Annotated in this window: 19 protein-coding genes and 1 tRNA gene; 8 read left to right on the forward strand and 12 right to left on the reverse strand. The window is 71.8% G+C overall.

Going from position 1 to position 20,608, the window contains the following annotated elements; all coding sequences use genetic code 11:
* The first annotated feature begins 9 nt into the window (after window positions 1-9).
* A complete protein-coding gene (locus JW592_RS05220) occupies window positions 10-729 on the forward strand; it encodes a response regulator transcription factor (protein ID WP_209263669.1) in 720 nt (239 codons plus the stop codon).
* A gap of 84 nt (window positions 730-813) precedes the next feature.
* Window positions 814-2,274, forward strand: coding sequence for a sensor histidine kinase (locus JW592_RS05225; protein WP_209263670.1), 1,461 nt, complete (start codon window positions 814-816; stop codon window positions 2,272-2,274).
* Between the two features lie 110 nt (window positions 2,275-2,384).
* Here JW592_RS05225 and JW592_RS05230 read toward each other — a convergent pair whose 3' ends face one another.
* Window positions 2,385-2,615, reverse strand: coding sequence for a chaplin (locus tag JW592_RS05230; RefSeq protein WP_209263671.1), 231 nt, complete (start codon window positions 2,613-2,615; stop codon window positions 2,385-2,387).
* Between the two features lie 321 nt (window positions 2,616-2,936).
* Between JW592_RS05230 and JW592_RS05235 the strand changes: the two genes are divergently transcribed.
* Window positions 2,937-3,968 carry a chitinase gene (locus tag JW592_RS05235; RefSeq protein WP_209263672.1) on the forward strand — a complete coding sequence of 344 codons (1,032 nt, stop codon included), beginning with the start codon at window positions 2,937-2,939 and terminating at the stop codon, window positions 3,966-3,968.
* 220 nt (window positions 3,969-4,188) lie between these two features.
* Window positions 4,189-5,265, forward strand: coding sequence for a LacI family DNA-binding transcriptional regulator (locus tag JW592_RS05240; protein ID WP_209263673.1), 1,077 nt, complete (start codon window positions 4,189-4,191; stop codon window positions 5,263-5,265).
* Window positions 5,266-5,272: 7 nt separating this feature from the next.
* On the opposite strand, the gene JW592_RS32510 is transcribed toward JW592_RS05240, so the two are convergent.
* Window positions 5,273-5,833, reverse strand: a complete 561-nt coding sequence (locus tag JW592_RS32510; RefSeq protein WP_229375204.1) for a hypothetical protein — start codon at window positions 5,831-5,833, stop codon at window positions 5,273-5,275.
* 76 nt (window positions 5,834-5,909) lie between these two features.
* Here JW592_RS32510 and JW592_RS32515 point away from each other — a divergent pair, with 76 nt between their 5' ends.
* Window positions 5,910-6,305 (forward strand): M23 family metallopeptidase, encoded by a 396-nt coding sequence (locus tag JW592_RS32515; RefSeq protein WP_307805295.1) that lies wholly within the window; start codon window positions 5,910-5,912, stop codon window positions 6,303-6,305.
* An 80-nt stretch (window positions 6,306-6,385) separates the two neighbouring features.
* Here JW592_RS32515 and JW592_RS05250 read toward each other — a convergent pair whose 3' ends face one another.
* Window positions 6,386-6,868 (reverse strand): DUF6233 domain-containing protein, encoded by a 483-nt coding sequence (locus JW592_RS05250; RefSeq protein WP_307805296.1) that lies wholly within the window; start codon window positions 6,866-6,868, stop codon window positions 6,386-6,388.
* A gap of 136 nt (window positions 6,869-7,004) precedes the next feature.
* On the opposite strand from JW592_RS05250, the gene JW592_RS05255 reads away from it, so the two are divergent.
* The gene (locus JW592_RS05255; protein WP_229375205.1) at window positions 7,005-7,211 is read left to right on the forward strand and encodes a hypothetical protein; all 207 of its coding nucleotides are present in this window, start codon (window positions 7,005-7,007) and stop codon (window positions 7,209-7,211) included.
* Window positions 7,212-7,504: 293 nt separating this feature from the next.
* Here JW592_RS05255 and JW592_RS05260 read toward each other — a convergent pair whose 3' ends face one another.
* The 4 genes from JW592_RS05260 to JW592_RS05275 all read right to left on the reverse strand — a co-directional run bounded on the left by JW592_RS05260 (window position 7,505) and on the right by JW592_RS05275 (window position 11,273).
* Entirely contained in the window at window positions 7,505-8,803 is a 1,299-nt protein-coding gene (locus JW592_RS05260) for a cation:proton antiporter (protein WP_209263675.1), read from the reverse strand.
* A gap of 83 nt (window positions 8,804-8,886) precedes the next feature.
* Window positions 8,887-8,959 (reverse strand) — tRNA-His (locus tag JW592_RS05265).
* Between the two features lie 187 nt (window positions 8,960-9,146).
* A complete protein-coding gene (gene orn / locus JW592_RS05270) occupies window positions 9,147-9,752 on the reverse strand; it encodes an oligoribonuclease (protein ID WP_209263676.1) in 606 nt (201 codons plus the stop codon).
* A 27-nt stretch (window positions 9,753-9,779) separates the two neighbouring features.
* The gene (locus JW592_RS05275; protein ID WP_209263677.1) at window positions 9,780-11,273 is read right to left on the reverse strand and encodes a GlxA family transcriptional regulator; all 1,494 of its coding nucleotides are present in this window, start codon (window positions 11,271-11,273) and stop codon (window positions 9,780-9,782) included.
* A 991-nt stretch (window positions 11,274-12,264) separates the two neighbouring features.
* Between JW592_RS05275 and JW592_RS05280 the strand changes: the two genes are divergently transcribed.
* A complete protein-coding gene (locus JW592_RS05280) occupies window positions 12,265-12,786 on the forward strand; it encodes a universal stress protein (RefSeq protein WP_209212707.1) in 522 nt (173 codons plus the stop codon).
* Between the two features lie 342 nt (window positions 12,787-13,128).
* Here the strand turns inward: JW592_RS05280 and glmS are convergent, their stop codons facing one another.
* Window positions 13,129-14,955, reverse strand: a complete 1,827-nt coding sequence (gene glmS / locus JW592_RS05285) for a glutamine--fructose-6-phosphate transaminase (isomerizing) (protein ID WP_209263678.1) — start codon at window positions 14,953-14,955, stop codon at window positions 13,129-13,131.
* Between the two features lie 139 nt (window positions 14,956-15,094).
* A complete protein-coding gene (locus tag JW592_RS05290) occupies window positions 15,095-15,373 on the reverse strand; it encodes a hypothetical protein (RefSeq protein WP_209263679.1) in 279 nt (92 codons plus the stop codon).
* Between the two features lie 237 nt (window positions 15,374-15,610).
* Here JW592_RS05290 and JW592_RS05295 point away from each other — a divergent pair, with 237 nt between their 5' ends.
* The gene (locus JW592_RS05295; protein WP_209263680.1) at window positions 15,611-17,308 is read left to right on the forward strand and encodes a beta-N-acetylhexosaminidase; all 1,698 of its coding nucleotides are present in this window, start codon (window positions 15,611-15,613) and stop codon (window positions 17,306-17,308) included.
* A gap of 49 nt (window positions 17,309-17,357) precedes the next feature.
* Here JW592_RS05295 and JW592_RS05300 read toward each other — a convergent pair whose 3' ends face one another.
* From JW592_RS05300 to JW592_RS05310, 3 genes are all read right to left on the reverse strand, one after another.
* The gene (locus JW592_RS05300; RefSeq protein ID WP_209263681.1) at window positions 17,358-18,296 is read right to left on the reverse strand and encodes a DUF4429 domain-containing protein; all 939 of its coding nucleotides are present in this window, start codon (window positions 18,294-18,296) and stop codon (window positions 17,358-17,360) included.
* Between the two features lie 67 nt (window positions 18,297-18,363).
* Window positions 18,364-19,530: an acyl-CoA dehydrogenase family protein gene (locus tag JW592_RS05305; RefSeq protein ID WP_209263682.1), complete on the reverse strand. Its 1,167-nt coding sequence runs from the start codon at window positions 19,528-19,530 to the stop codon at window positions 18,364-18,366.
* Window positions 19,531-19,532: 2 nt separating this feature from the next.
* Window positions 19,533-20,543: a hydroxymethylglutaryl-CoA lyase gene (locus JW592_RS05310; protein ID WP_229375251.1), complete on the reverse strand. Its 1,011-nt coding sequence runs from the start codon at window positions 20,541-20,543 to the stop codon at window positions 19,533-19,535.
* Between the last annotated feature and the right edge of the window lie 65 nt (window positions 20,544-20,608).

Here is a 20,608-nt window from a genome sequence, read left to right on the forward strand (position 1 = left end):
GTTCCGCCCATGCCAAGTGTGCTCGTGGTCGAGGACGACCAGTTCGTGCGCTCCGCTCTCATCCGGCACCTGACAGAGGCCGGCCACACGGTCCGCAGTGTGGGTACGGCGCTGGAGGCCCTGCGCGAGGTGGCGCAGGTCGGATTCGACGTGGTCGTGCTGGACCTGGGACTGCCGGATCTGGACGGCGCCGAGGCGCTGAAGATGCTGCGCGGGGTCACGGACGTCCCTGTGATCATCGCCACCGCGCGGGACGACGAGGCCGAGATCGTCCGGCTGTTGCACGCCGGCGCGGACGACTACCTGGTCAAGCCGTTCTCGGTGGCGCACCTTTCGGCGCGGATGGCTGCCGTGCTGCGCCGTACGCGCACAGGGGAGTTCGGCGGCAGCGGGGAGAGCGCCGGGGACGGCGTCCTGCGGGTCGGCGGCCTGGTGGTCGACCCGCTGCGCCGGGTGGCCCGGCTGGACGGGGTGGCGCTCGATCTCACCCGCCGGGAGTTCGACCTGCTGGCCTTTCTGGCGGGGCGGCCAGGTGTCGTCGTCCCGCGCAGGGAGCTGCTGGCCGAGGTGTGGCAGCTCTCCTACGGGGACGACCAGACCATCGACGTGCATTTGTCATGGCTGCGGCGGAAGTTGGGGGAGACGGCCGCCCGGCCCCGCTATCTGCACACCCTGCGCGGGGTCGGCGTCAAGCTGGAACCGCCCCAGGAGGAGGGCGGGCCACGGTGAGCGGCGGCCCGACGCGAGAGGGCCCGGTGTGCAGGGGCGGTTGCGGCCCGGCGCGAGGGGCCCCGGCGTGAGAGGCGGGCCCGCGTGAGGTGGGCGCTGGTGAAGGTCTGCCTCGCGGTGACGGTGATGGTCGTGGTGGCCTTCGCGGTACCGCTGGCACTGGTCGTCAAGGAGACCGCGCGCGACCGCGCCTTCGCGGGCGCCGAGCGGCAGGCTTCCGCCATCGGTCCCGCCTTGGCCATCACCCGCGACCACCGCGAGCTGCAGCGCGTCGTCGCCGTCACCCAGGCGGGCGCTCAGGACCGCATCGCCGTACACCTGCCCTCCGGTGCGACCAGCGAGTCCGGCAAGAGCGCCGAGTCCGGCAAGAGCGCCGAGTCCGGCCGATCCGACGGCTCCGGCTCCGGCTCCGGCGGCGAGCTGCGGGTCGGGCACAGCCTTGCCCCACAGGACCGGGTGGCCGCGGCGCGGCGTCTCGGGCGGGCCTCGACCGTCGAGGTCGAGGGCGGGTACGCGCTGCTGCGGCCCACCGCTGTGGCGGGCGGCAAAGTGGCGGTCGTCGAGGTCTTCGTGCCCGACAAGGAGGTCACCCGCGGGGTGGCCACCTCCTGGATGGTGCTCGCAGGAGTCGGGGTCGCGCTGGTCGTCGGCTCGGTCGCGGTCGCCGACCGGCTCGGCACCCGGATGGTACGGCCGGCCGAACGGCTCGCCGGGGCCGCGCACGACCTGGGCGAGGGCGAACTGGACGTCCGGGTGCCCGAGGAGGGGCCGACGGAGCTGCGGTCGGCGGCCGTCGCCTTCAACTCCATGGCCGACCAGGTCGTCCAACTGCTGGCCAACGAACGGGAGCTGGCCGCCGACCTCTCGCACCGGCTGCGCACCCCGCTGACCGTGCTGCGGCTGAACGCGGCCTCGCTGGGCTCGGGCGACGCGGCCGACCAGACGCGGGCCGCCGTCGCGCAGCTGGAGGGCGAGGTGGACCGCATCATCGGCGCGGCCCGCGAGCAGCGTGCCAAGTCGCCTGGCGCAGCGCACTCGGCCGTCTCCGACGCCGCCGAGGTGATCCGCGAACGGATGGCCTTCTGGTCGGCGCTGGCCGAGGACGAGGGGCGCGAGGCGCGGGTCGCCGGGGTCGAGCAGCCGGCCAGGGTGCCGGTCGCCCGGGCCGAACTCGCCGCCGCCGTCGACGCGTTGCTCGGCAATGTCTTCCGGCACACGCCGGAGGGCACCGCCTTCTCCGTCGACCTGCACAGCGGCGGTCCCGGCAGTGACGCCGTCATCGTGCTGGTTTCCGACGCGGGGCCCGGCATCGAGGACCCCCAGGCGGCGCTGCGGCGCGGCCACGGCGCGGGCGGACCCGGCTCGACGGGGCTGGGGCTGGACATCGTGCGCCGGGTCGCGGAGTCCACCGGCGGCGACGTACGGCTGGGGCGCTCGGTGCTGGGCGGTACAGAGGTGCGGATGTGGCTGGCGCTGCGGCCGACGGGCGGGCGTCGCCGCAACCACCGTCTGCGGCGCCGGGCCCGCCGCTGGGTGCGCCGCTGAGCGGCACCTCCCGCGGCCGTTGAGCGGCACAGGGAACGCCGCCGGGTCCGGACCGTGGGACGGGCCGGACCCGGCGGCGTCGCGGGGCGTGCCGCTGCTTACTCGGCTGCTTACTTGGCCACGCAGGTGTTGCCGATGGCCGGGTTCAGCAGACCGATGACGTTGACGGTGTTGCCACACACCTGGACCGGAATGTGGATGGGCACCTGGACGACGTTGCCGCTGAGCACGCCCGGCGACTTGGCGGCGCCACCCTGGGCACCGGAGTCGGCGACGGCGGCGGAGGCGCCACCCAGGACGAGGGCGGCGGCGCAGGCGGCCGTGGTCACGTAACGGAGCATGGTGTTCTTCCTCCAGGAGACAGACAACTTGACCACCATCCAGGCACAGGGGCCGGGCTCCGTCGTTGTGACTTTCCGACCAGCGCCGCTCCCTCACTCCACGGAGTGGCGGGGCTGTGCGGCGAATGGAGCAACAGCGCGGCGAAAGGGCCCCGCCCGCCGCGCGGCCGCGGTCCGGGGCCCTCTCCTGAGGAGGCCCTTTCGGCTTCCTTAAGAGCTCCCTAAGGCCGACGGCAGAAGTCCGCAACATGGCGTTTGCCCGATTCACCGTCAGTACCGTGCTGCTCGTTCCCATCCCCCACAGGACGAGGCAGCAACGAGATGACGAAATCAGCGGGCCACCGCCGCCGTACCGGCCGCGCCACCAAGACGGCGCTGGGCGCCGCCACCATGGTGCTCGTGGCGGGCGGCGGCTTCCTGCTCGCCGGCAACGCGACGGCGGGCGAGGAGCGGGCGGCCGACTCCGCGGGCACCCCCTTCGCGCCGTATGTCGACACCTCGCTCCAGCCCTCCTACGACCTGCTCAAGAGTGCCGAGAGGACCGGAGTCAAGGAGTACAACCTCGCCTTCGTCACCAGCGGCGGCGGCTGCGTCCCCAAGTGGGGCGGCAGCCAGGAGCTGACGGACAACCCGGTCGCCGGGCAGATACCCGAGCTGCGGGCCAAGGGCGGTGACGTACGGGTCTCCTTCGGCGGCGCCAACGGCTCCGAGCTCGCACTGGCCTGCGACTCGGCGGATGAGCTGGCCAAGGCGTACGGGAAGGTCATCGACGCCTTCGACCTCAAGAAGATCGACCTGGACATCGAGGGCGCTGCACTGCCCGACACCGAGGCCAACGAGCGGCGCGCCAAGGCCATCGCCTCGCTCCAGAAGAGCCACCAGGACCTGGACGTCTCCTACACCCTGCCGGTGATGCCCGAGGGCCTCACCGAACCCGGCGTCGCGCTGCTGAAGAACGCCGAGGAGAACGGGGTCGAGGTCTCGGCCGTCAACATCATGGCGATGGACTACGGCCCCTCCTACGACGGAGACATGGGCGAGTACGCCACCAAGGCCGCCACCGCGTCCCACAAGCAGGTCGCGACAGCCCTCGGCCTCGACGACGCCGCCGCCTGGAAGGCGCTGGCCGTCACCCCGATGATCGGCGTCAACGACGTCAACGTCGAAATCTTCGAACCCGAGGACGCCAAGGAGCTGCGGGCCTTCGCGGACGAGCACGGCATGGGCTGGCTGTCCATGTGGTCCGGTACCCGTGACAAGCCCTGCCCCGGCGGCCCCAAGGACCAGGCGGACCCGACCTGCTCCAGCATCGAGCAGAGCCCCGACGAGTTCAGCAAGGCATTCGCCGGCTGACCTGACCGCGCCGGCCGCTGCCGGCCAACACCAGCCACCTCCGGCCACCCCCCACCGGCGGGGCGCGACGGCACCCACCACCCCCCACACCGCCGTCGTGCCCCGCCTCCTCTCGCACCGCCTCGGTTCATGCCCCTCCTGCTGCCGGGGCCGGTGTAGTTGAATGTTCTCCTCGCCCGGGCCCCACGGGGTCGGGGCTCGCAGCACCGGGGAGGGCACCATGGCAGCAGTGCGCGGCGGACGGGCCCGCGGAACCGCACAGTCCAGGCCGACCCTGGAGGAAGTGGCGCGCCGCGCCGGGGTGGGCCGTGGCACCGCCTCCCGCGTCATCAACGGCTCGCCGAGGGTCAGCGACCGCACGCGCGCCGCCGTCGAGGAAGCCGTCGCCGAACTGGGCTACGTCCCCAACCGGGTCGCCCGCGCGCTCGCGGCCGGCAGCGCCGACACCGTGGCGCTGGTGGTGCCCGAACCGGAGTCCCGGTTCTTCACCGAGCCCTACTTCCCCGCCATAGTGCGGGGCATCAGCGCCGAACTCGCCGGTGCCGACATGCAGTTGCTCCTCACGCTGCTGCACGGCAGCAAGGAGCGGGACCGCTTCGCGCAGTACGCGGCGGCCCACCGCATCGACGGCGTGCTGCTGGTGTCCGTACACGCCGACCACACCCTGCCGGACCTGTTGGCCCGCTCAGAGATCCCCGCCGTACTGGGCGGCCGCCGCAGCGCGGCCGAACCGGTTCCGTACGTCGACTGTGACAACACCGGCGGCGCCCGGTCGGCCGTCACCCATCTGCTGGGGCGCGGGCGCACCACGATCGCCACGGTCACAGGGCCTGCCGACGTGTACGCGGCACGCTGCCGCGCCGACGGCTACCGTCAGGCGCTGCGCGAGGCGGGCCTGCCCCAGAACGCGGACCTGATGGCGTGCGGCGACTTCACCGAGGAGGGCGGGGACCGCGCGATGCGGCAGCTGCTGGACCGCGCCCCCGGACTCGACGCCGTCTTCTGCGCCTCGGACGTGATGGCGGCCGGCGCCCGGCGAGCGCTGCGCGAGGCAGGCCGCTCGGTGCCGGACGACGTGGCGCTGGTCGGCTTCGACGACTCGGTCGTGGCCCGCCATATGGACCCGCCGCTGACCACCGTCCGCCAGCCGATCGCCGCGATGGGGCGGGAGATGGCCAGGGTGCTGCTGGAGCTGCTGGGCAAGTGGACCCCGGGCGGTGCCGGGCCCGCGCCCGGAGAGGGAGACGCCCGGCACCGCGTACTCCCCACCGAGCTGGTGCGGCGCGGCTCCTCCTGACGAGGGATCACGTCACCCCGTGAGCCCTGCTCCGGGTGCGCCCGGCCCGCACCGGTCGTTGGATCACAGGCATGGCGCGCACCGGAACCGGCACACCGACAGGCACGGCACGGACGGGAACGACGAGTACGACGGGGGCGGGCAAGGCACGCACGGGCAAGGCGCTGGGACCGGGACGCCGTGTCCGCCGCCTGCTCGGCCTCACCCTGACGGGTGCGGCGCTGCTCGCCCCCGCCGCGGCTCTCGCCACGCCGGAACCGGACACCACCGCGTCCTCGGCGGCCCCGGTGACGCCCGCGCCCGGCCCTCCGGCGGCGTCACTGCCACCCGCGTCCGACCCCTCGGCGGCGCCCGCGACGCCGACCCCCGAGTCCGCGGCGGCGCCGCTCGCACCTGCCTCGTCCTCACCCCCGGCCCCGGCCCCGGACTCGCCCCAGCCCTCGTCCCCGCCTTCGTCCCAGCCGTCTTCGCCGTCCTCGCCCGAGCCCTCGTCCCCGCCTTTGTCCCCGCCCCCACCTTCCTCTTCGTCTTCGGCCCCACCTTCGCCCTCGCCCTCGTCCCCGCCCACCCCGTCCTCCCCGCCCTCCTCCTCCGAAGCCGGGCAGGGAGCGGGGGTCGGGGCGGGGAGCCGCTGGGTCACACCGGTGGTCGCGTCGCGGGTGCGGATCTCGCAGCCGTACGGTGCCAAGGGCAGCTGGGCGGCCGGCTACCACACCGGTGTCGACCTGGCCGTGCCCGTGGGCACTCCGGTGCGGTCCGTCGGACCGGGGACGGTCGTCTTCGCGGGGTGGGCCGGCGCCTACGGCAAGGCGGTGACGGTGCGGATGATCGACGGCAAGTACATCCTCTTCGCCCATCTGTCGGAGATCTACGTCGGGGACGGTGCGATGGTGGGCGGCGGCACCTGGCTCGGCCTCTCCGGTAACACGGGCCGCTCCTCGGGCCCGCACCTGCACTTCGAGGTACGGACCGGTCGCTCTTACGGTTCGGACATCGACCCGGTCCGCTATCTCGCCTCGCACGGCGTCCGGCTCGGCTGAGACGCGGACGCCAGGCGTCGCCCCGGGTGGGGCGAGGCCGTCCACAGATCCGCGGGTCAGCCGATCCGCGGATCCGCGGGTCAGCGCCCGGACCGCCCCAGCACCCGGTCCGGGCGGCAGACGTCGCACACCCGTGCTTCGGCCGTCCGCGCCAGCAGCTCCACCGCCTCGCGGGAGGTGATGCGCCGGGTGAGCCAGCCGTCCCTGGCCTGCCAGCAGTCCCGGCGGTGTACGCACCACCACGGCCCCGTCTCACCGACGCCCCGCACCCGGACGGCCAGCCACTGGCGGCCCGCCACGGCGCCGGCCGTGGGCACCGCATGATAGTTCTCGCCGGGGATCGGGGTGATGTTCTCGGCGGCGACGCTGATCGCGGTCGGCGCGCTCTTGGGCTCGGCGCGCCCGTCGGGGTGTTCGTAGCGGCTGGGCAGGATCGCCTCGCACTCGTACCACCAGTGGCCGTCGGCCGTACGGGAGCGGCCGGTGACGATCACGTCCAGCTCCTGTCCGTCCGGCATCCGGGCCCGCGCCCACGGGCCCGCACGGTCGCGCCACTCACTCACGTACCGAATATTAGTTCGAATACGAGGGTGGGTGCGCCGTCCGGGTTCATTACGGGCGGCGTTGTCGTGTTGTACCAAAAAGTGACACTTCACCCTCCATCGTGGTGTCTCGTCCAACCAACCCTTGGAGGTTCACATGCGCATGCGTATGCTCGCGCGCTCCGTCGCCGTTGGCTTCGCGGTCCTGGGCCTGGCCGGCGCGGGCGTGGGCTCGGCCGCCGCCTGGCCGAAGGGGCACGGCAACTCGGTGTACGAGTCGGTGAAGAAGGTCAACGTCTCCGACGACGACCACATCATCAGCGGCTCGTACTTCTTCTACTTCGGGCCGATGATCCTCGACTGACCCGAACACTTTCCCGTGGCAGACCCGCTCTGCCAGCCCGTCAGCACTGCGTTCCCGCCTCCCCAGGGAGTCCGGGAACGCAGTGTTTTCCACCCCCGCCGCACTCTCGCCCGAAGGGGCGCGGGGAACTGCGCGCACAACCACGACGCTGCCGCAGCCTGCCGCGGACAGTCAGGGGCAGTTGCTGCCCGGCAAGATCCGCCGGACAGCTCCCATGCCGATCCCGCACCCGCATCCGCTGCCGTGCGGCCCGTCGCCGCGTTCCCCGTGCCTGACTGGCCCGCGCCCGGCGGCTACGCGTCGGGGGTCTGGCTGTCGTTGTCCTTGCGCGCTGTGGACTTCGCGGGTTCCTCGGCCGGGTCCTTCCGGGCGCCCGCGCCGAACGGCCAGTGGGGGCCGCGTTTGTCGTCGGGGATGCCTACGAGCTCCTCGACATCGAAGAGGCGGGCGATGGGCACGTCCGAGCTGCTGTGGGCGATGATCGAGAAGGCGATGGTGACGGCGATGAGGGTGAACGCCTCCTCGCCGCGCGGGATTCCGGCCTGGAGCACCAGCAGTCCGTAGACCACGGAGGCGAAGCCCTTGGGGCCGAACCAGGCGGCCGTGAGCTTCTCCCGCCGGTCGAAGGAGGTGCCGATGAGCGACAGCAGGAGCGAGGCCGGGCGGATCAGGATGATCGCCAGTACGGCCACCACGTACCCGCCGAAGGACAGATCGCTGAACAGCTCGCCGGTCAGCAGCGCTCCGAAGACCAGCAGGGCGACGAACTTGGCCAGTTCGGCCAGCGAGTCGCCCAACGGCTCGAACGCGTGCTTGGCCTCGGGCGAGACCGCCGCCAGGACGGCACCCGCGCTGAACGCGGCCAGGTAGGCATTGGCGTGGGTCAGCGAGCAGACCGCGTACAGGATGACGCCGATGGCCAGCGGTCCCAGCGGCTGGAGCTTGGGCTCGGCGCCCAGCAGCCGGAAGCGTGTCAGGCCGTTGACGAGCAGCGGTGCCGCGATGCCGAAGACCACGCCGAGCACCAGCTCCAGGGCGATGCTGCCCAGCGAGGCGTGCTCGCTGTGCCCGCTCGGGGCCGCAGCCGCGATGAAGATGAGCACGAAGGGCAGCGCCAGCCCGTCGTTGACGCCGCTCTCCACGTTGAGCAGCTGGCGCAGCCGTGCGGGCACCTGCTGGCGGCCGACGATGGCGGAGGCGAACACCGGGTCGGTGGGCGAGAGCACCGCGCCGACCAGGAAGGAGGTCGTCCAGTCGAAGCCGACGAGATAGTGGGTGAGCAGCGCGATACCGAGGAAGGCCAGCGGCATGCCGAGGCCGAGCGCACGCGCCGGGCTCTTCCACCGCTCGCGCAGCTCGGCGAAGCGGACGTGCATGCCGTCCGTGAACAGCACCGCGAACAGGGCCAGATCGGCCGTCACCCGGACGATCTCGCTGCCGGGCGCGACGTGGATGAGTCCGAGCCCCCCGTCTCCGACCAGCGCGCCGCCCGCGAGGAACAGCAGCGAGGTGGACAGCACCGACCGGGCCGCCAGTCCGGACAGCAGCACGGCGACCAGCAGGGCTATGCCGAAGACGATGACCAAGACCACGAGAACAACCCCCGCCCGACCGTGCATACGTCACAGAGGCCCTGTGGCCCGCGTTTCCGCCGGCCACAGGGCCTCCGAGTGAGGGTGATCGACGGGACTTGAACCCGCGACATCCTGGACCACAACCAGGTGCTCTACCAACTGAGCTACGACCACCATGTCCGGCGGGGAAGAGAAGATCTCCCTGACCGGCCGCTACGAGTGTACAGGGTCGGGCGCGGTGCTCGCGCCCCGGTTTCCGGTGCGGCCCCTCACCCGACCCGGCCCAGGCGCTGCTCGGCCGGCCGGAGGCTCAGCAGCCGGCCGGAAGCCCGGTCGGCCGAAGGCTCGGTCGGCCAAGAGCTCAGTCGGCCGGAGGCAACACATGCCGGGCGGCGATCTTCTTGGCCGTCTCCGAGTCGGGGCCCGGCTGGGGCACGAACACCGCCTCGCGGTAGTAGCGCAGCTCGGCGATGGACTCGCGGATGTCGGCCAGCGCCCGGTGGTTGCCCATCTTCTCCGGGCTGTTGTAGTAGGCGCGCGGATACCAGCGCCGGGCCAGCTCCTTGACCGAGGAGACGTCCACGATGCGGTAGTGCAGGTGGCCGTCGAGCGCGGGCATGTCCCGGGCGAGGAAGCCGCGGTCGGTGCTGATGGAGTTGCCGCACAGCGGAGCCTTGCCCGCCTCCGGGACCCACTCGCGGACGTACGCCAGGACGCGGGCCTCGGCGTCGGCCAGCGTGGTGCCCGCGTCCAGTTCCGCCAGCAGGCCGGAGGCGGTGTGCATCTCGCGCACCACCTCCGGCATCGCTTCCAGGGCGTGTGCGGGCGGGCGGATCACGATGTCCACGCCGTCGCCGAGTACGTTCAGCTCCGAGTCGGTCACCAGCGCGGCCACCTCGATGAGCGCGTCATCGGACAGCGAGAGGCCGGTCATCTCGCAGTCGATCCACACCATGCGATCGTTCATGCGCCTCACACTACGTGACGGACCCGCTCAGCCCGCTCCCCGGCCTCGCTGCCCCGGCACTCGCGGGGCGAACGTGTCCGACTCCGGTTTGCCCTGTTCAGGGCGTTCGGAGCGGTTCTGCTGCGCGTTCCTGTGCTCCCTCGGCTCGTGACGGGTCTCGTGCCTGGTGCCGTACGCCGACGGGCCGTTCGCCGCCCCCGGCTCGTGGCCGGCTCCCGGGTGCCCGGCAGGCCCCGGATGGCCGCCCGGCGCGTGCCCGGGGTGCCCGGACGGGCCGGATTGGCCGGAATGGCCGGGGTGACCTGGGTGGCCCGGGTGCCCCGAGTGGCCCTGCTGGGGCTGATGGGACTGGTGCGGCAGCCGCAGCGAGTTCTCCGCACCCGCGCCCGGACCCCCGCCCGGACCCGGGCCCTGCGCGTGGCCGCCGGAGCCCGGCGCTCCGCCCCCGGCTCCGCCCACTGCACCCGCACCCTCGTGCCCCTGTTCCCCGTCCGGCCGGCGCGCGCGGTACGCGGCCCGGTAGGCGGCCGGGGAGGCGCCGAGCTGGCGGCGGAAGTGGCCGCGCAGCGCGACGGGGGAGCGGAAGCCGCAGCGGCCAGCCACCTCGTCCACGGAGTAGTCCGACGTCTCCAGCAGACGCTGTGCCTGGAGCACGCGCTGGGTGATCAGCCACTGCAGTGGAGCGCTCCCAGTAAGAGACCGGAAGCGCCGGTCGAAGGTGCGGCGGCTCATGTACGCGCGCGCGGCGAGCGTCTCCACGTCGAACTGCTCGTGGAGGTGTTCCAGCGCCCAGGCGACGACCTCGGCGAGCGGGTCGGCGCCGATCTCCTCTGGTAAGGAGCGGTCCAGGTGACGGGGGTGACCGCCGGTCTCCTGGCCGTTCCCGCGGCGGGGCGGTACGACCAGGCGGCGCGCGAGCGCCCCGGCCGCCTCGGCCCCGTGGTCGGTGCGTACGACGTGCAGGCACAGGTCTATGCCCGCTGCCGTGCCCGCCGAGGTGAGAATGTCCCCGTCGTCCACGAACAGCTCGCGCGGATCGACGTGTACGGCCGGATACCGCTTGGCCAGCGTCGGGGCGTACATCCAGTGCGTGGTGGCCGGGCGGCCGTCGAGCAGCCCGGCGGCCGCGAGGACGAAGGCGCCGGTGCACAGCCCGATGACACGGGCTCCCTCCTCGTGCGCGCGGCGCAGCGCGTCCAGTGCGGCCGGTGGTGGTGGCTGGGTGATGGAGCGCCAGGCGGGCACGACGACGGTGCCCGCGCGGGAGATCGCCTCCAGCCCGAACGGCGCGCTCAACTGCAGCCCGCCTGTGGTGCGCAGTGGCCCGTCCTCGCCCGCGCAGACCAGCAGCCTGTAGCGCGGAACTCCGGCGTCTTGGCGGTCGATTCCGAAGACGGAGAGCGGGATGGAACTCTCGAAGATGGGACCACCGCTGAAGAGCAACACCGCCACGATCTCGCGCCGGCGGCGCGCGGCCAGCTTGCGGGTCTCGACTGGGCCGTTCGTGGAGTCCTGGCTCATTGGAACTAAGCCCCCCTCAATCGTTGTGTTCCTCTCGGTCCATGCAGATCTCCCCCGCTCTCCCCCGCAGCGAAAGCCAAGATCGAATCTACTGCGTCGGATGAGGTGGGCGGTGCAAGTTCGGCATCCGGCGCTATGTCGACATGGCAACTTGGCGTGAAGCATTCGATCACGAAGCGTTTCACTCAACGGCGCTACAGGGAAGTACGCATGCCCTCTCTGCCCCATCAACGTAGGGTGCACACCCGCGCGCCGCTCCTTTCGCCCCTGGTGGCAGGGGGGTTGGCGCAAGGCGGGGCAAGGGTTGTGGCGGGGTGGCAAGTTGGCTGAAATTCGCGGGGGGTCAGACGTGCGATCCAGTCATCGGCCCGGCTCGCGTTTGGGGCTCCAGAGGTCCGTGGGGCGTATGGGGCACCTGAGGTACGCCCGGCGTACGCGGCCGGAAACAGTGCGTGATTTTTTGTGACTCTGTGCGCGCTGGTGTGTGCCGGTGTGCGCCCCGGGGGACCTTCTCGCGCCATCGCAACGATCGGGACCGGACGACTCCGGCGCGCCCCCCTGTCACCGCCCAAGTCATCGGCCGCCGCGCCGAACCGTTCCCACCGTGGGTGACCGGAGTGGTACGAACGGTGTGCGAGGGGCGTACGGGGCGTGCCCAGGCCGCCGACGCGGCCTGTTCAGCGGTTCTTCCGGGCCAGGGCCGCCTTACGTGCCTGTCAAGGAGGCGCGTAAGGGGCGTAACGCGGCATTGCGCTGTGGCCCGCGCTCAGGCATGCTCCGGGGTCAACCGCCTCGGGCGGCCCGCCACGCATTACCTGGGCAAGAGGGGAGTGCGGCCGTACCCTGTGGGTAAGGGACTTGGGAAGACGATTCCCGGTCTTCATCGACCAGGCCGTGCAGGCATCCAGCAGTTTTCGACCGAGCCGATCACAGAGAGCGCAAGCCGTCCGACATCCCTCTGCACAGAGGACTCACTTCGCCGAGACAACTCATGGCAGGACACGAGATCCCTGACCCAGCAGACCGCAGGCAGGTCGCCGACTCGACGGCGATCCCCGAAGCGGCGGACGAGACGCGCCACTCCTGCGATCCGGCCTTCCAGCACGGCGTCGTCGTCGGCTTCGACGGCTCCGTCTCCAGCGAGCGCGCCCTGGCCTACGCCATCGGCATGGCCCACCGCTCCGGCTCCGGCCTGATCATCGTCCATGTCGCCAACCGGTTGCCGACCACCGTGTGGGCGGGATGCGAGCCGCCCGTCTTCGTCGACGTCCCCGACCACCGCACCGAGGTGCTCGGGCTCGAACTGGCCTGCGCCGACCACCTCGCCGAAGTGCCCTGGATTCTGGTGGAGCGGGGCGGGGACATCTGTCACGAGCTGGAAGAGGTCGGCAGCGAGTACGCGGCCGACGCCATCGTGGTCGGCTCCACGCACGGACTGGTGGGCCGGATCTTCGGCTCGGTGGCCGGCCGGCTGGCCCGGCGCGCCCAGCGTCCGGTGATCGTCGTTCCGTAAGGCAGCCGCCTGAGCCCGCAGGTGCCCCGTCCGGCGGACGGGGCGGGTCCGGCCGGGCAAGGCCCTTGCAGCTGCCGGGAGTTCAGCTTCCGCACATCGACAAATCTACCCACCCGTAAGAGGTGGGTTGTGCGCTTGTGAGGGGCATACAGACAACACAACGGGTGGACAGAGCCCGAGGGCGCGCTGCCGAACGGGAGGTGACGGTCCCACGCGGCAGCCCACCCGCCGGCGTAATGGGCGACGCCGGCACAGGGGAGGCGGAATCCCGCGCGGTTGGTGGCCCGCGTGGGATTCCGCCCTTCCGCCTTTCCGCGCGCCTTGCGGCGCTGTGGCTCCCTGTTACTCCACGGTGACCGACTTGGCCAGGTTGCGGGGCTTGTCGATGTCCCGGCCCAGGGCGAGTGCCGTGTGGTAGGCCAGCAGCTGGAGCGGGATGCCCATCAGGATCGGGTCCAGCTCGTCCTCGTTCTTCGGGACGACGATGGTGTGGTCGGCCTTCTCCTGCTCCTGATGTGCGACGGCCAGGATGCGGCCGCTGCGGGCCTTGATCTCCTCCATCGCGGCCCGGTTCTTCTCCAGCAGATCGTCCTCCGGCACGATCGCCACCGTCGGCATCGCGGGCTCGATCAGCGCCAGCGGCCCGTGCTTGAGCTCGGAGGCCGGGTACGCCTCCGCGTGGATGTAGGAGACCTCCTTCAGCTTCAGCGAGGCTTCCAGTGCCACCGGGTAGCCGCGTACCCTCCCGATGAAGAGCATCGAGTGCGCGTCCGCGTAACTCTTGGCCAGCTTCTCGATCTCCGGCTCCTGCTTGAGGATCTCGGCGATCTGGCCCGGCAGCCGGCGCAGCCCGTCGATGATCCGCTTGCCGTCCTTGACCGACAGATCGCGGATGCGGCCCAGGTGCAGCGCGAGCAGGCCGAAGGCGACCACCGTGTTGGTGAAGCACTTGGTGGAGACGACGCACACCTCGGGCCCGGCGTGCACATAGACCCCGCCGTCCGCCTCGCGGGCGATGGCCGAGCCGACGACGTTGATGACGCCCAGCACCCTGGCGCCCTTGCGCTTGAGCTCCTGGACGGCGGCGAGCGCGTCGTACGTCTCACCGGACTGCGAGACGGCGATGTAGAGCGTGTCCGGGTCGACGACCGCGTTGCGGTACCGGAACTCGCTGGCGGGTTCCGCGTCGGCGGGGATGCGGGCCAGCTCCTCGATCATCTGGGCGCCGATCAGGCCCGCGTGGTACGAGGTGCCGCAGCCGAGGATCTTCACCCGGCGCACGGCGCGCGCTTCGCGCGGGTCGAGGTTGAGGCCGCCGAGGTGGACGGTGGCGAACCGGTCGTCGATGCGCCCGGCCAGCACCCGGTCCACCGCGTCCGCCTGCTCGGCGATCTCCTTGTGCATATAGGTGTCGTGGCCGCCCAGGTCGTAGGACTCGGCGGCGTACTCCACCGTCTCCGGCGAGGAGGAGGTGCGCGATCCCTCGGTGGTGTAGGTGCGGTAGTCGCCGGCCTTGATGGTGGCCATCTCGCCGTCGTCCAGGGTGACGACCTGGCGGGTGTGCGAGACCAGCGCGGCGACGTCCGAGGCGACGAACATCTCGTTCTCGCCGATGCCCAGCACCACGGGGGAGCCGTTGCGGGCCACCACGATGCGGTCGGGGAAGTCGGCGTGCAGTACGGCGATGCCGTAGGTGCCCTCGACGTGCCGCAGCGCCTCCTGGACGCGGGCCTCCAGGCGCTCGGCCTGGGCCCCGGCGATCAGATGGGTCAGCACCTCGGTGTCGGTGTCGGAGACGAAGGTGATGCCGTCAGCGGTCAGCTTGGCGCGCAGCTCGGCGGCGTTGTCGATGATGCCGTTGTGGACGACGGCGACCTTCTCGGCCGCGTCCAGGTGCGGGTGTGCGTTGACGTCGTTGGGCACGCCGTGGGTGGCCCAGCGGGTGTGGGCGATGCCGGCGGTGCCGGTGAAGCGCTTGGGGATACGCTCCTCCAGGTCGCGGACCCGGCCCTTGGTCTTGGCGGTCTTCAGGCCGCCCGGCTTGCTGCCCGTACCGGCCTGGATGGCGATGCCCGCCGAGTCGTAGCCGCGGTACTCCAGCCGCTGGAGGCCCTCCAGCAGGAGCGGGGCGGTGTCACGCTTACCGATATACCCGACAATTCCGCACATACTGCTGATGCCCTGCCTCTCCGTCGTGCTGTGCTGATTTCTGATATCCGGAGTCCGACTTCTCTGGAGTCCGACTTCTGGGTGCTCGGTGCTCGGTGCCGGGCGCTCGATGCCGGTGCGCTCCGCGGTCTGCGCTCTGTCAGCCGTAGACGATGCGGCGGAGCTGTCTGAGGGACAGCTCGGGCGGCGCCACGGCGCGGTGCGGCAGCTCGGCCTCGATACGCTCGAAGATCTCCGGGTTCGTCAGGCCCTTGGCCTGGAGCTCGCGATGCCGGCGGCGGACGAACTCGGTGGCCGTCTCATCGAAGTACGACAGCACGTCCAGCACCACCCGGGCCGCCTCGCCGCGCTGGAGCGGCGTGGTGCGGACCAGGTGGTCGATGAGGTCCTCATGGACCGGCGTCGTGGTGTCGAGCACCCGTCGATACTGCGGTCTCAGCGCCTCGATCGCAAGAAATCTGCCCGATAGCGGGCACCGTGTGGCGGAACCGGCACAGAAATACTCCCGGAATCTCCCGGCCGATGTCTTCCCGACCCCGTTCGAGGCGGTCATTATGGCGAAGTGTCCTGAACACGGCTTTCGTTGAGAGTGCGCGACCCGGACCTCCATGAACACTCGTTCGAAGGGATCGGAGTGATCCCGGAGGGAGCGCTGATGGGACGACGAATCGGCCCGTTACTGGTCCTGTGTGCCTCGCTGCTCGCCGCCACCGCCTCGCCACCCGCCGCCGCATCGCCGCGCACCGCACCGGCGACCGCTACCGGCGCCGGCACCCCCACCGCCACCGGCACTCGCACCGGCGCGGACGAAGCGGCCACCGCCCGTTCCCCGCGGCCACTCGATCGGGTGATACCCGCACCCGCCTCGGTACGCGAGCGGGGCCGGCCGTACGCGATCACCCCCCGGACGGTGATCCGGGTGCACGGTGGCCCGGACCACCACCGGCACGGGCAGCGGCGAGGAGCCCGCAAAGACGTACGACAGGTGGCCGACCACCTCGCCGAGCTGCTGCGGCCTGCCACCGGCTACCGGCTGCCCGTCACCACCCGCGCCGGCCGCGACGGCATCCAGCTGCGGCTCGGCGGCCACCGCCGACTGGGCCCCGAGGGCTACCGGCTCGATGTCACCGCACGGGCCGTCAGGCTCACCGCACGCGAGCCCGCCGGACTCTTCCACGGAATACAGACCCTCCGGCAGCTCCTCCCCGCCGCCGTCGAGGCCCCCGACAAGCAGCCCGGCCCCTGGCGGATAACGGGCGGCACCATCACCGACACGCCGCGCTACGCCTACCGGGGCGCCATGCTGGACGTCTCCCGCCACTTCTTCCCCGTCCCCGCGGTCAAGCGCTACATCGACCAGCTCGCCCTTTACAAGATCAACACCCTCCATCTGCACCTCTCCGACGACCAGGGCTGGCGCATCGCCATCGACTCCTGGCCCCGGCTGGCCGGCTACGGCGGCGGCACCGAGGTCGGCGGCGGCCCCGGCGGCCACTACACCAAGGCCGACTACCGCGAGATCGTCCGCTACGCGGCGGCACGGCACCTCACCGTCGTCCCCGAGATCGACATGCCCGGCCACACCAACGCGGCACTGGCCTCCTACGCCGAGCTCAACTGCGACGGCGTCGCACCGCCCCGCTACACCGGCACCGAGGTCGGGTTCAGCTCACTGTGCGTACCGCTGGAGCGCACCTACGACTTCGTCGACGACGTACTCCGCGAACTGGCGGCCCTAACCCCCGGCCCCTACCTCCACATCGGCGGGGACGAAGCGCACTCCACCAGCCACAAGGACTACGTCACCTTCATGCGGCGCGTACAGCCCCTCGTCGCCAAGTACGGCAAGAAGGCGATCGGCTGGCACCAGATCACCGCGGCCCCGGCCCGGGGAACCGTCGCGCAGTACTGGGGCTACGACCGCACCGGCCCGCAGGAGCGCGCCCAGGTGGCCGAGGCCGCACGGCGCGGCACCAAGCTGGTGCTCTCCCCGGCCGACCGCGCCTACCTGGACATGAAGTACGACAAGGACACCCCGCTCGGCCTGTCCTGGGCCGGCTATGTGCCCACCCGGCGCGCCTACGACTGGGACCCGGGCCGCTATCTGGAGGGGGTGCCCGAGCGGGCCGTACTCGGCGTGGAGGCCCCGCTGTGGTCGGAGACCATCGCGACCAGCGACCAGCTCGAATACCTGGCCTTTCCCCGGCTGCCCGGCGTGGCCGAGGTGGGCTGGTCGCCCGCCGCCACCCACGATTGGGACGGCTACCGGGAGAGGCTGGCCCAGCAGGCGCCGCGCTGGGAACTGATGGGAGTGAACTACCACCGGTCGCCGCAGGTGCCCTGGCCACGGTGAACTGCTGCCGGGCCGGACGCGTGAGGGCCCGCACCCGCCCGGCCGGCTGTCAGAAACGGTCGAGGATCGCCTTCTTGGCGAGGGCGAACTCGTCATCCGTGAGCACACCGGCACTGTGCAGCTCACCCAGCTCGCGCAGCCGCCGCAGCAGTCCGTCGTGGTCCGCGTCGGCCGGGAACGGGGTGGGGGCGCTCAACTCGGGTGCCGCCGCCCCGCCCCCCGTGCCCGCCCCGGCCCCCGTGCCCGCCCCGGTGGCTCCCTCCGCCGCGTGCCCCGCCAGCGGGTGCGGCAGCCGGGCGACCACGGCGGAGGCCAGCAGCACGGCGCCGCCCGTCTCCCGTGTCTGCCGCACGCCCCACAGCAGCAGACAGTTGGGGTCGTGCTGCGGCTTGAGGGCCGGGTAGGTGCCCTTGGGACGGAAACGGAGGCTGCCGTTCTCCCAGCCGAGCGCCGGAATCCACTCCACGCCCTCCAACTCCTGGAGCGTCAACCGGCGCGGACCAGCCGAGGACTTGCTCTGCTCGGCCATCCAGTTCCACTCCAACTGGACGTGCTCCCCGTCGAAGGCGGCGGTGCCGTCCGTGCCGGTGGCGGTCAGCGGGACGGGCGGCCCCGGCAGCAGATAGCGGTCGCACGGGGTGTCGGGCACCTCCGCCAGCAGCAGGGCGTTGCGCACCTCCTCGACGAAGTACTCGGCCACCCCTGTGCGGTCCTTCTCCACCGCCAGTTGATACGGGTCGGCCGCGTCCGGCAGCCGTCCGCTGGCCACCTGGGAGAGCGGGTCGGCGCCGTCGCGCAGCCGCAGGCGGAGCCTGCCGCCCTTGCGTCCGCCCGGCTCGTAGGCGATTCCGGCCACCGCGCCCAGGGGAACGGCGACCTCTCCCAGAGCCTTGCGCAGTTGGTGCACCTGACGCTCGGTGCCGGGCACGATCCTGACGGTCTCCCCGTCGAAGGTCCATGCCCCGGCCCGCTGGAGGATTTCCGCCATACTCCGATTATTTAGCCTCGGAGCGCGAGGGTCACCCCCGGTCCGGCCGCCGCCACGCGCCGCGTCCTCACTCGCCGACCCCCAACTCGCGGGCCACCAGCATGCGCTGCACCTCGCTGGTGCCCTCGCCGATCTCCAGGATCTTCGAGTCCCGCCACATACGGGCGACCGGATACTCGTTCATGAATCCGTAGCCCCCATGGATCTGCGTGGCCTCACGGGCGTTGGTCACGGCGCTCTCGGAGGAGTACAGCTTGGCCAGCGCCGCCTCCTTCTTGAACGGCTCTCCGGCCATCAGCCGTGCGGCCGCGTCCCGCCAGGCCAGCCGCGAGGTGTGGGCCCGCATCTCCATGTCCGCGATCTTGAACTGGATCGCCTGGTTGGCACCGATGGGCTTGCCGAAGGCCGTACGGGTGTTGGCGTAGCGCACCGACTCGTCCACACAGCCCTGGGCCAGCCCGGTGGCGAGCGCGGAGATGGCGATACGCCCCTCGTCGAGGATGCGCAGGAACTGGGCATAGCCGCGGCCCGGTTCGCCGAGCAGATTGGCGTTCGGGACGCGGACATCGGCGAAGGACAGCTCATGGGTGTCCGAGGCGTTCCAGCCCACCTTGGAGTAGGCGGGCGCGACGGTGAAGCCCGGGGTGCCCGAGGGGACGATGATCGTGGAGATGCGGGGTGCTCCGTTGTCCTTGCGCCCGGTGACGGCTGTCACGGTGACCAGGCCAGTTATCTCCGTACCGGAGTTGGTGATGAAGGACTTGGTGCCGTTGATCACCCATTCGTCGTTCTTCTCGTCCAGCACCGCTGTGGTGCGGGTGCCGCCCGCGTCCGAGCCGCACTCCGGCTCGGTCAGCCCGAAGGCGCCCAGCATCTCGCCCGCACACAGCCGCGGCAGCCACTCGCGCTTCTGCTCCTCGGTGCCGAACAGGTAGAGCGGCATCGCCCCCAGCGACACCCCCGCCTCCAGCGTGATGGCCACGGAGGAGTCGACCCGGGCCAGCTCCTCCAGGGCGAGGCAGAGCGCGAGGTAGTCGCCGCCCATGCCGCCGTACTCCTCGGGGAACGGCAGGCCGAACAGGCCCATGGAGCCCATCTGCCGGACGATCTCGTACGGGAACTCGTGCTGCTCGTAGAAGTCGCCGATCTTGGGCGCCACCACATCGTGGGCGAATTCCTCGACGGTGCGGCGCAGCTCCTCGTGCTCGGGGCTCAGTCGGTGGTCGAGTGCCATGGTCACTGCTCCTGGGAAGAGGTGGGGGCGGCCGTGCCGGCGAGGGCGCGGACCGTACGGGACGGGCTGGGTCGGCCCAGCCGTTCGGCCATCCAGCGGCTGGTGGCGGTGAGCTGGGCCAGATCGACGCCGGTCTCGATGCCGAGCCCGTTCAGCATCCAGACCAGGTCTTCGGTGGCGAGGTTTCCGGTGGCGCTCTTGGCATACGGGCAGCCGCCCAGCCCGCCCGCCGAGGCGTCCACCGTGGCCACGCCGTTCTGCAGCGCCGCCAGGGTGTTGGAGAGGGCCTGGCCGTAGGTGTCGTGGAAGTGCACGGCGAGCACGGGACCGGCGGCCGGCGGGCCGGAGCCGGGAGCGCCGGACTCCCCGGCGGCCGAGCCGGGCAGCCCTGCCGTACGGAGGGCCGCGAGCAGCGCGTGGACATGGCCGGGGGTGGCGACGCCGATGGTGTCGCCCAGGCTCAGCTCGTCGCAGCCCATTCCGGCCAGCGCCCGGCACACCCTGACCACCTGTTCGAGGGGCACGGCACCCTCCCAGGGGTCGCCGAAGCACATCGACAGATAGCCGCGCACCCGAAGGCCCTCCCGCTTGGCGTGGGCCACCACGGGTTCGAACATCTCCAGGGCCTCGTCCACCGTGCGGTTGAGGTTGGCCTTGGCGAACGACTCGGTGGCGCTGGCGAACACCGCCACCTCCCGCGCCCCCAGCGCCAGCGCCCGCTCCAGACCGCGCGCGTTGGGCACCAGCACCGGCAGCCGCACGCCCCCCAGTGCGGGTCCGCCGAGGCGCGGATACAGCTCCTCGGCGTCGGCCAGCTGGGGCACCCACTTGGGGTGGACGAAGCTGGTGGCCTCCACGGTGGTCAGGCCCGCGGCCGCCAGCCGCTCGATGAACTCCGCCTTGACCTCGACCGGGACGGTCGTCGGCTCGTTCTGCAAACCGTCGCGCGGGCCCACCTCGTGAATCCGCACCCGGCCGGGCAGTCCCTCGTGGCCCTCCAGGGGGAAGACCATGGGCAGCTGTGCCGGTGAGCCGCCGGCCCTGTCCGCCGGTGAGCCGCCCGGTGTCGTGGGGGTTG

The sequence above is a fragment of the Streptomyces spirodelae genome (assembly GCF_017676385.1).
In the GTDB taxonomy this organism is placed as follows: Bacteria; Actinomycetota; Actinomycetes; order Streptomycetales; family Streptomycetaceae; genus Streptomyces; species Streptomyces spirodelae.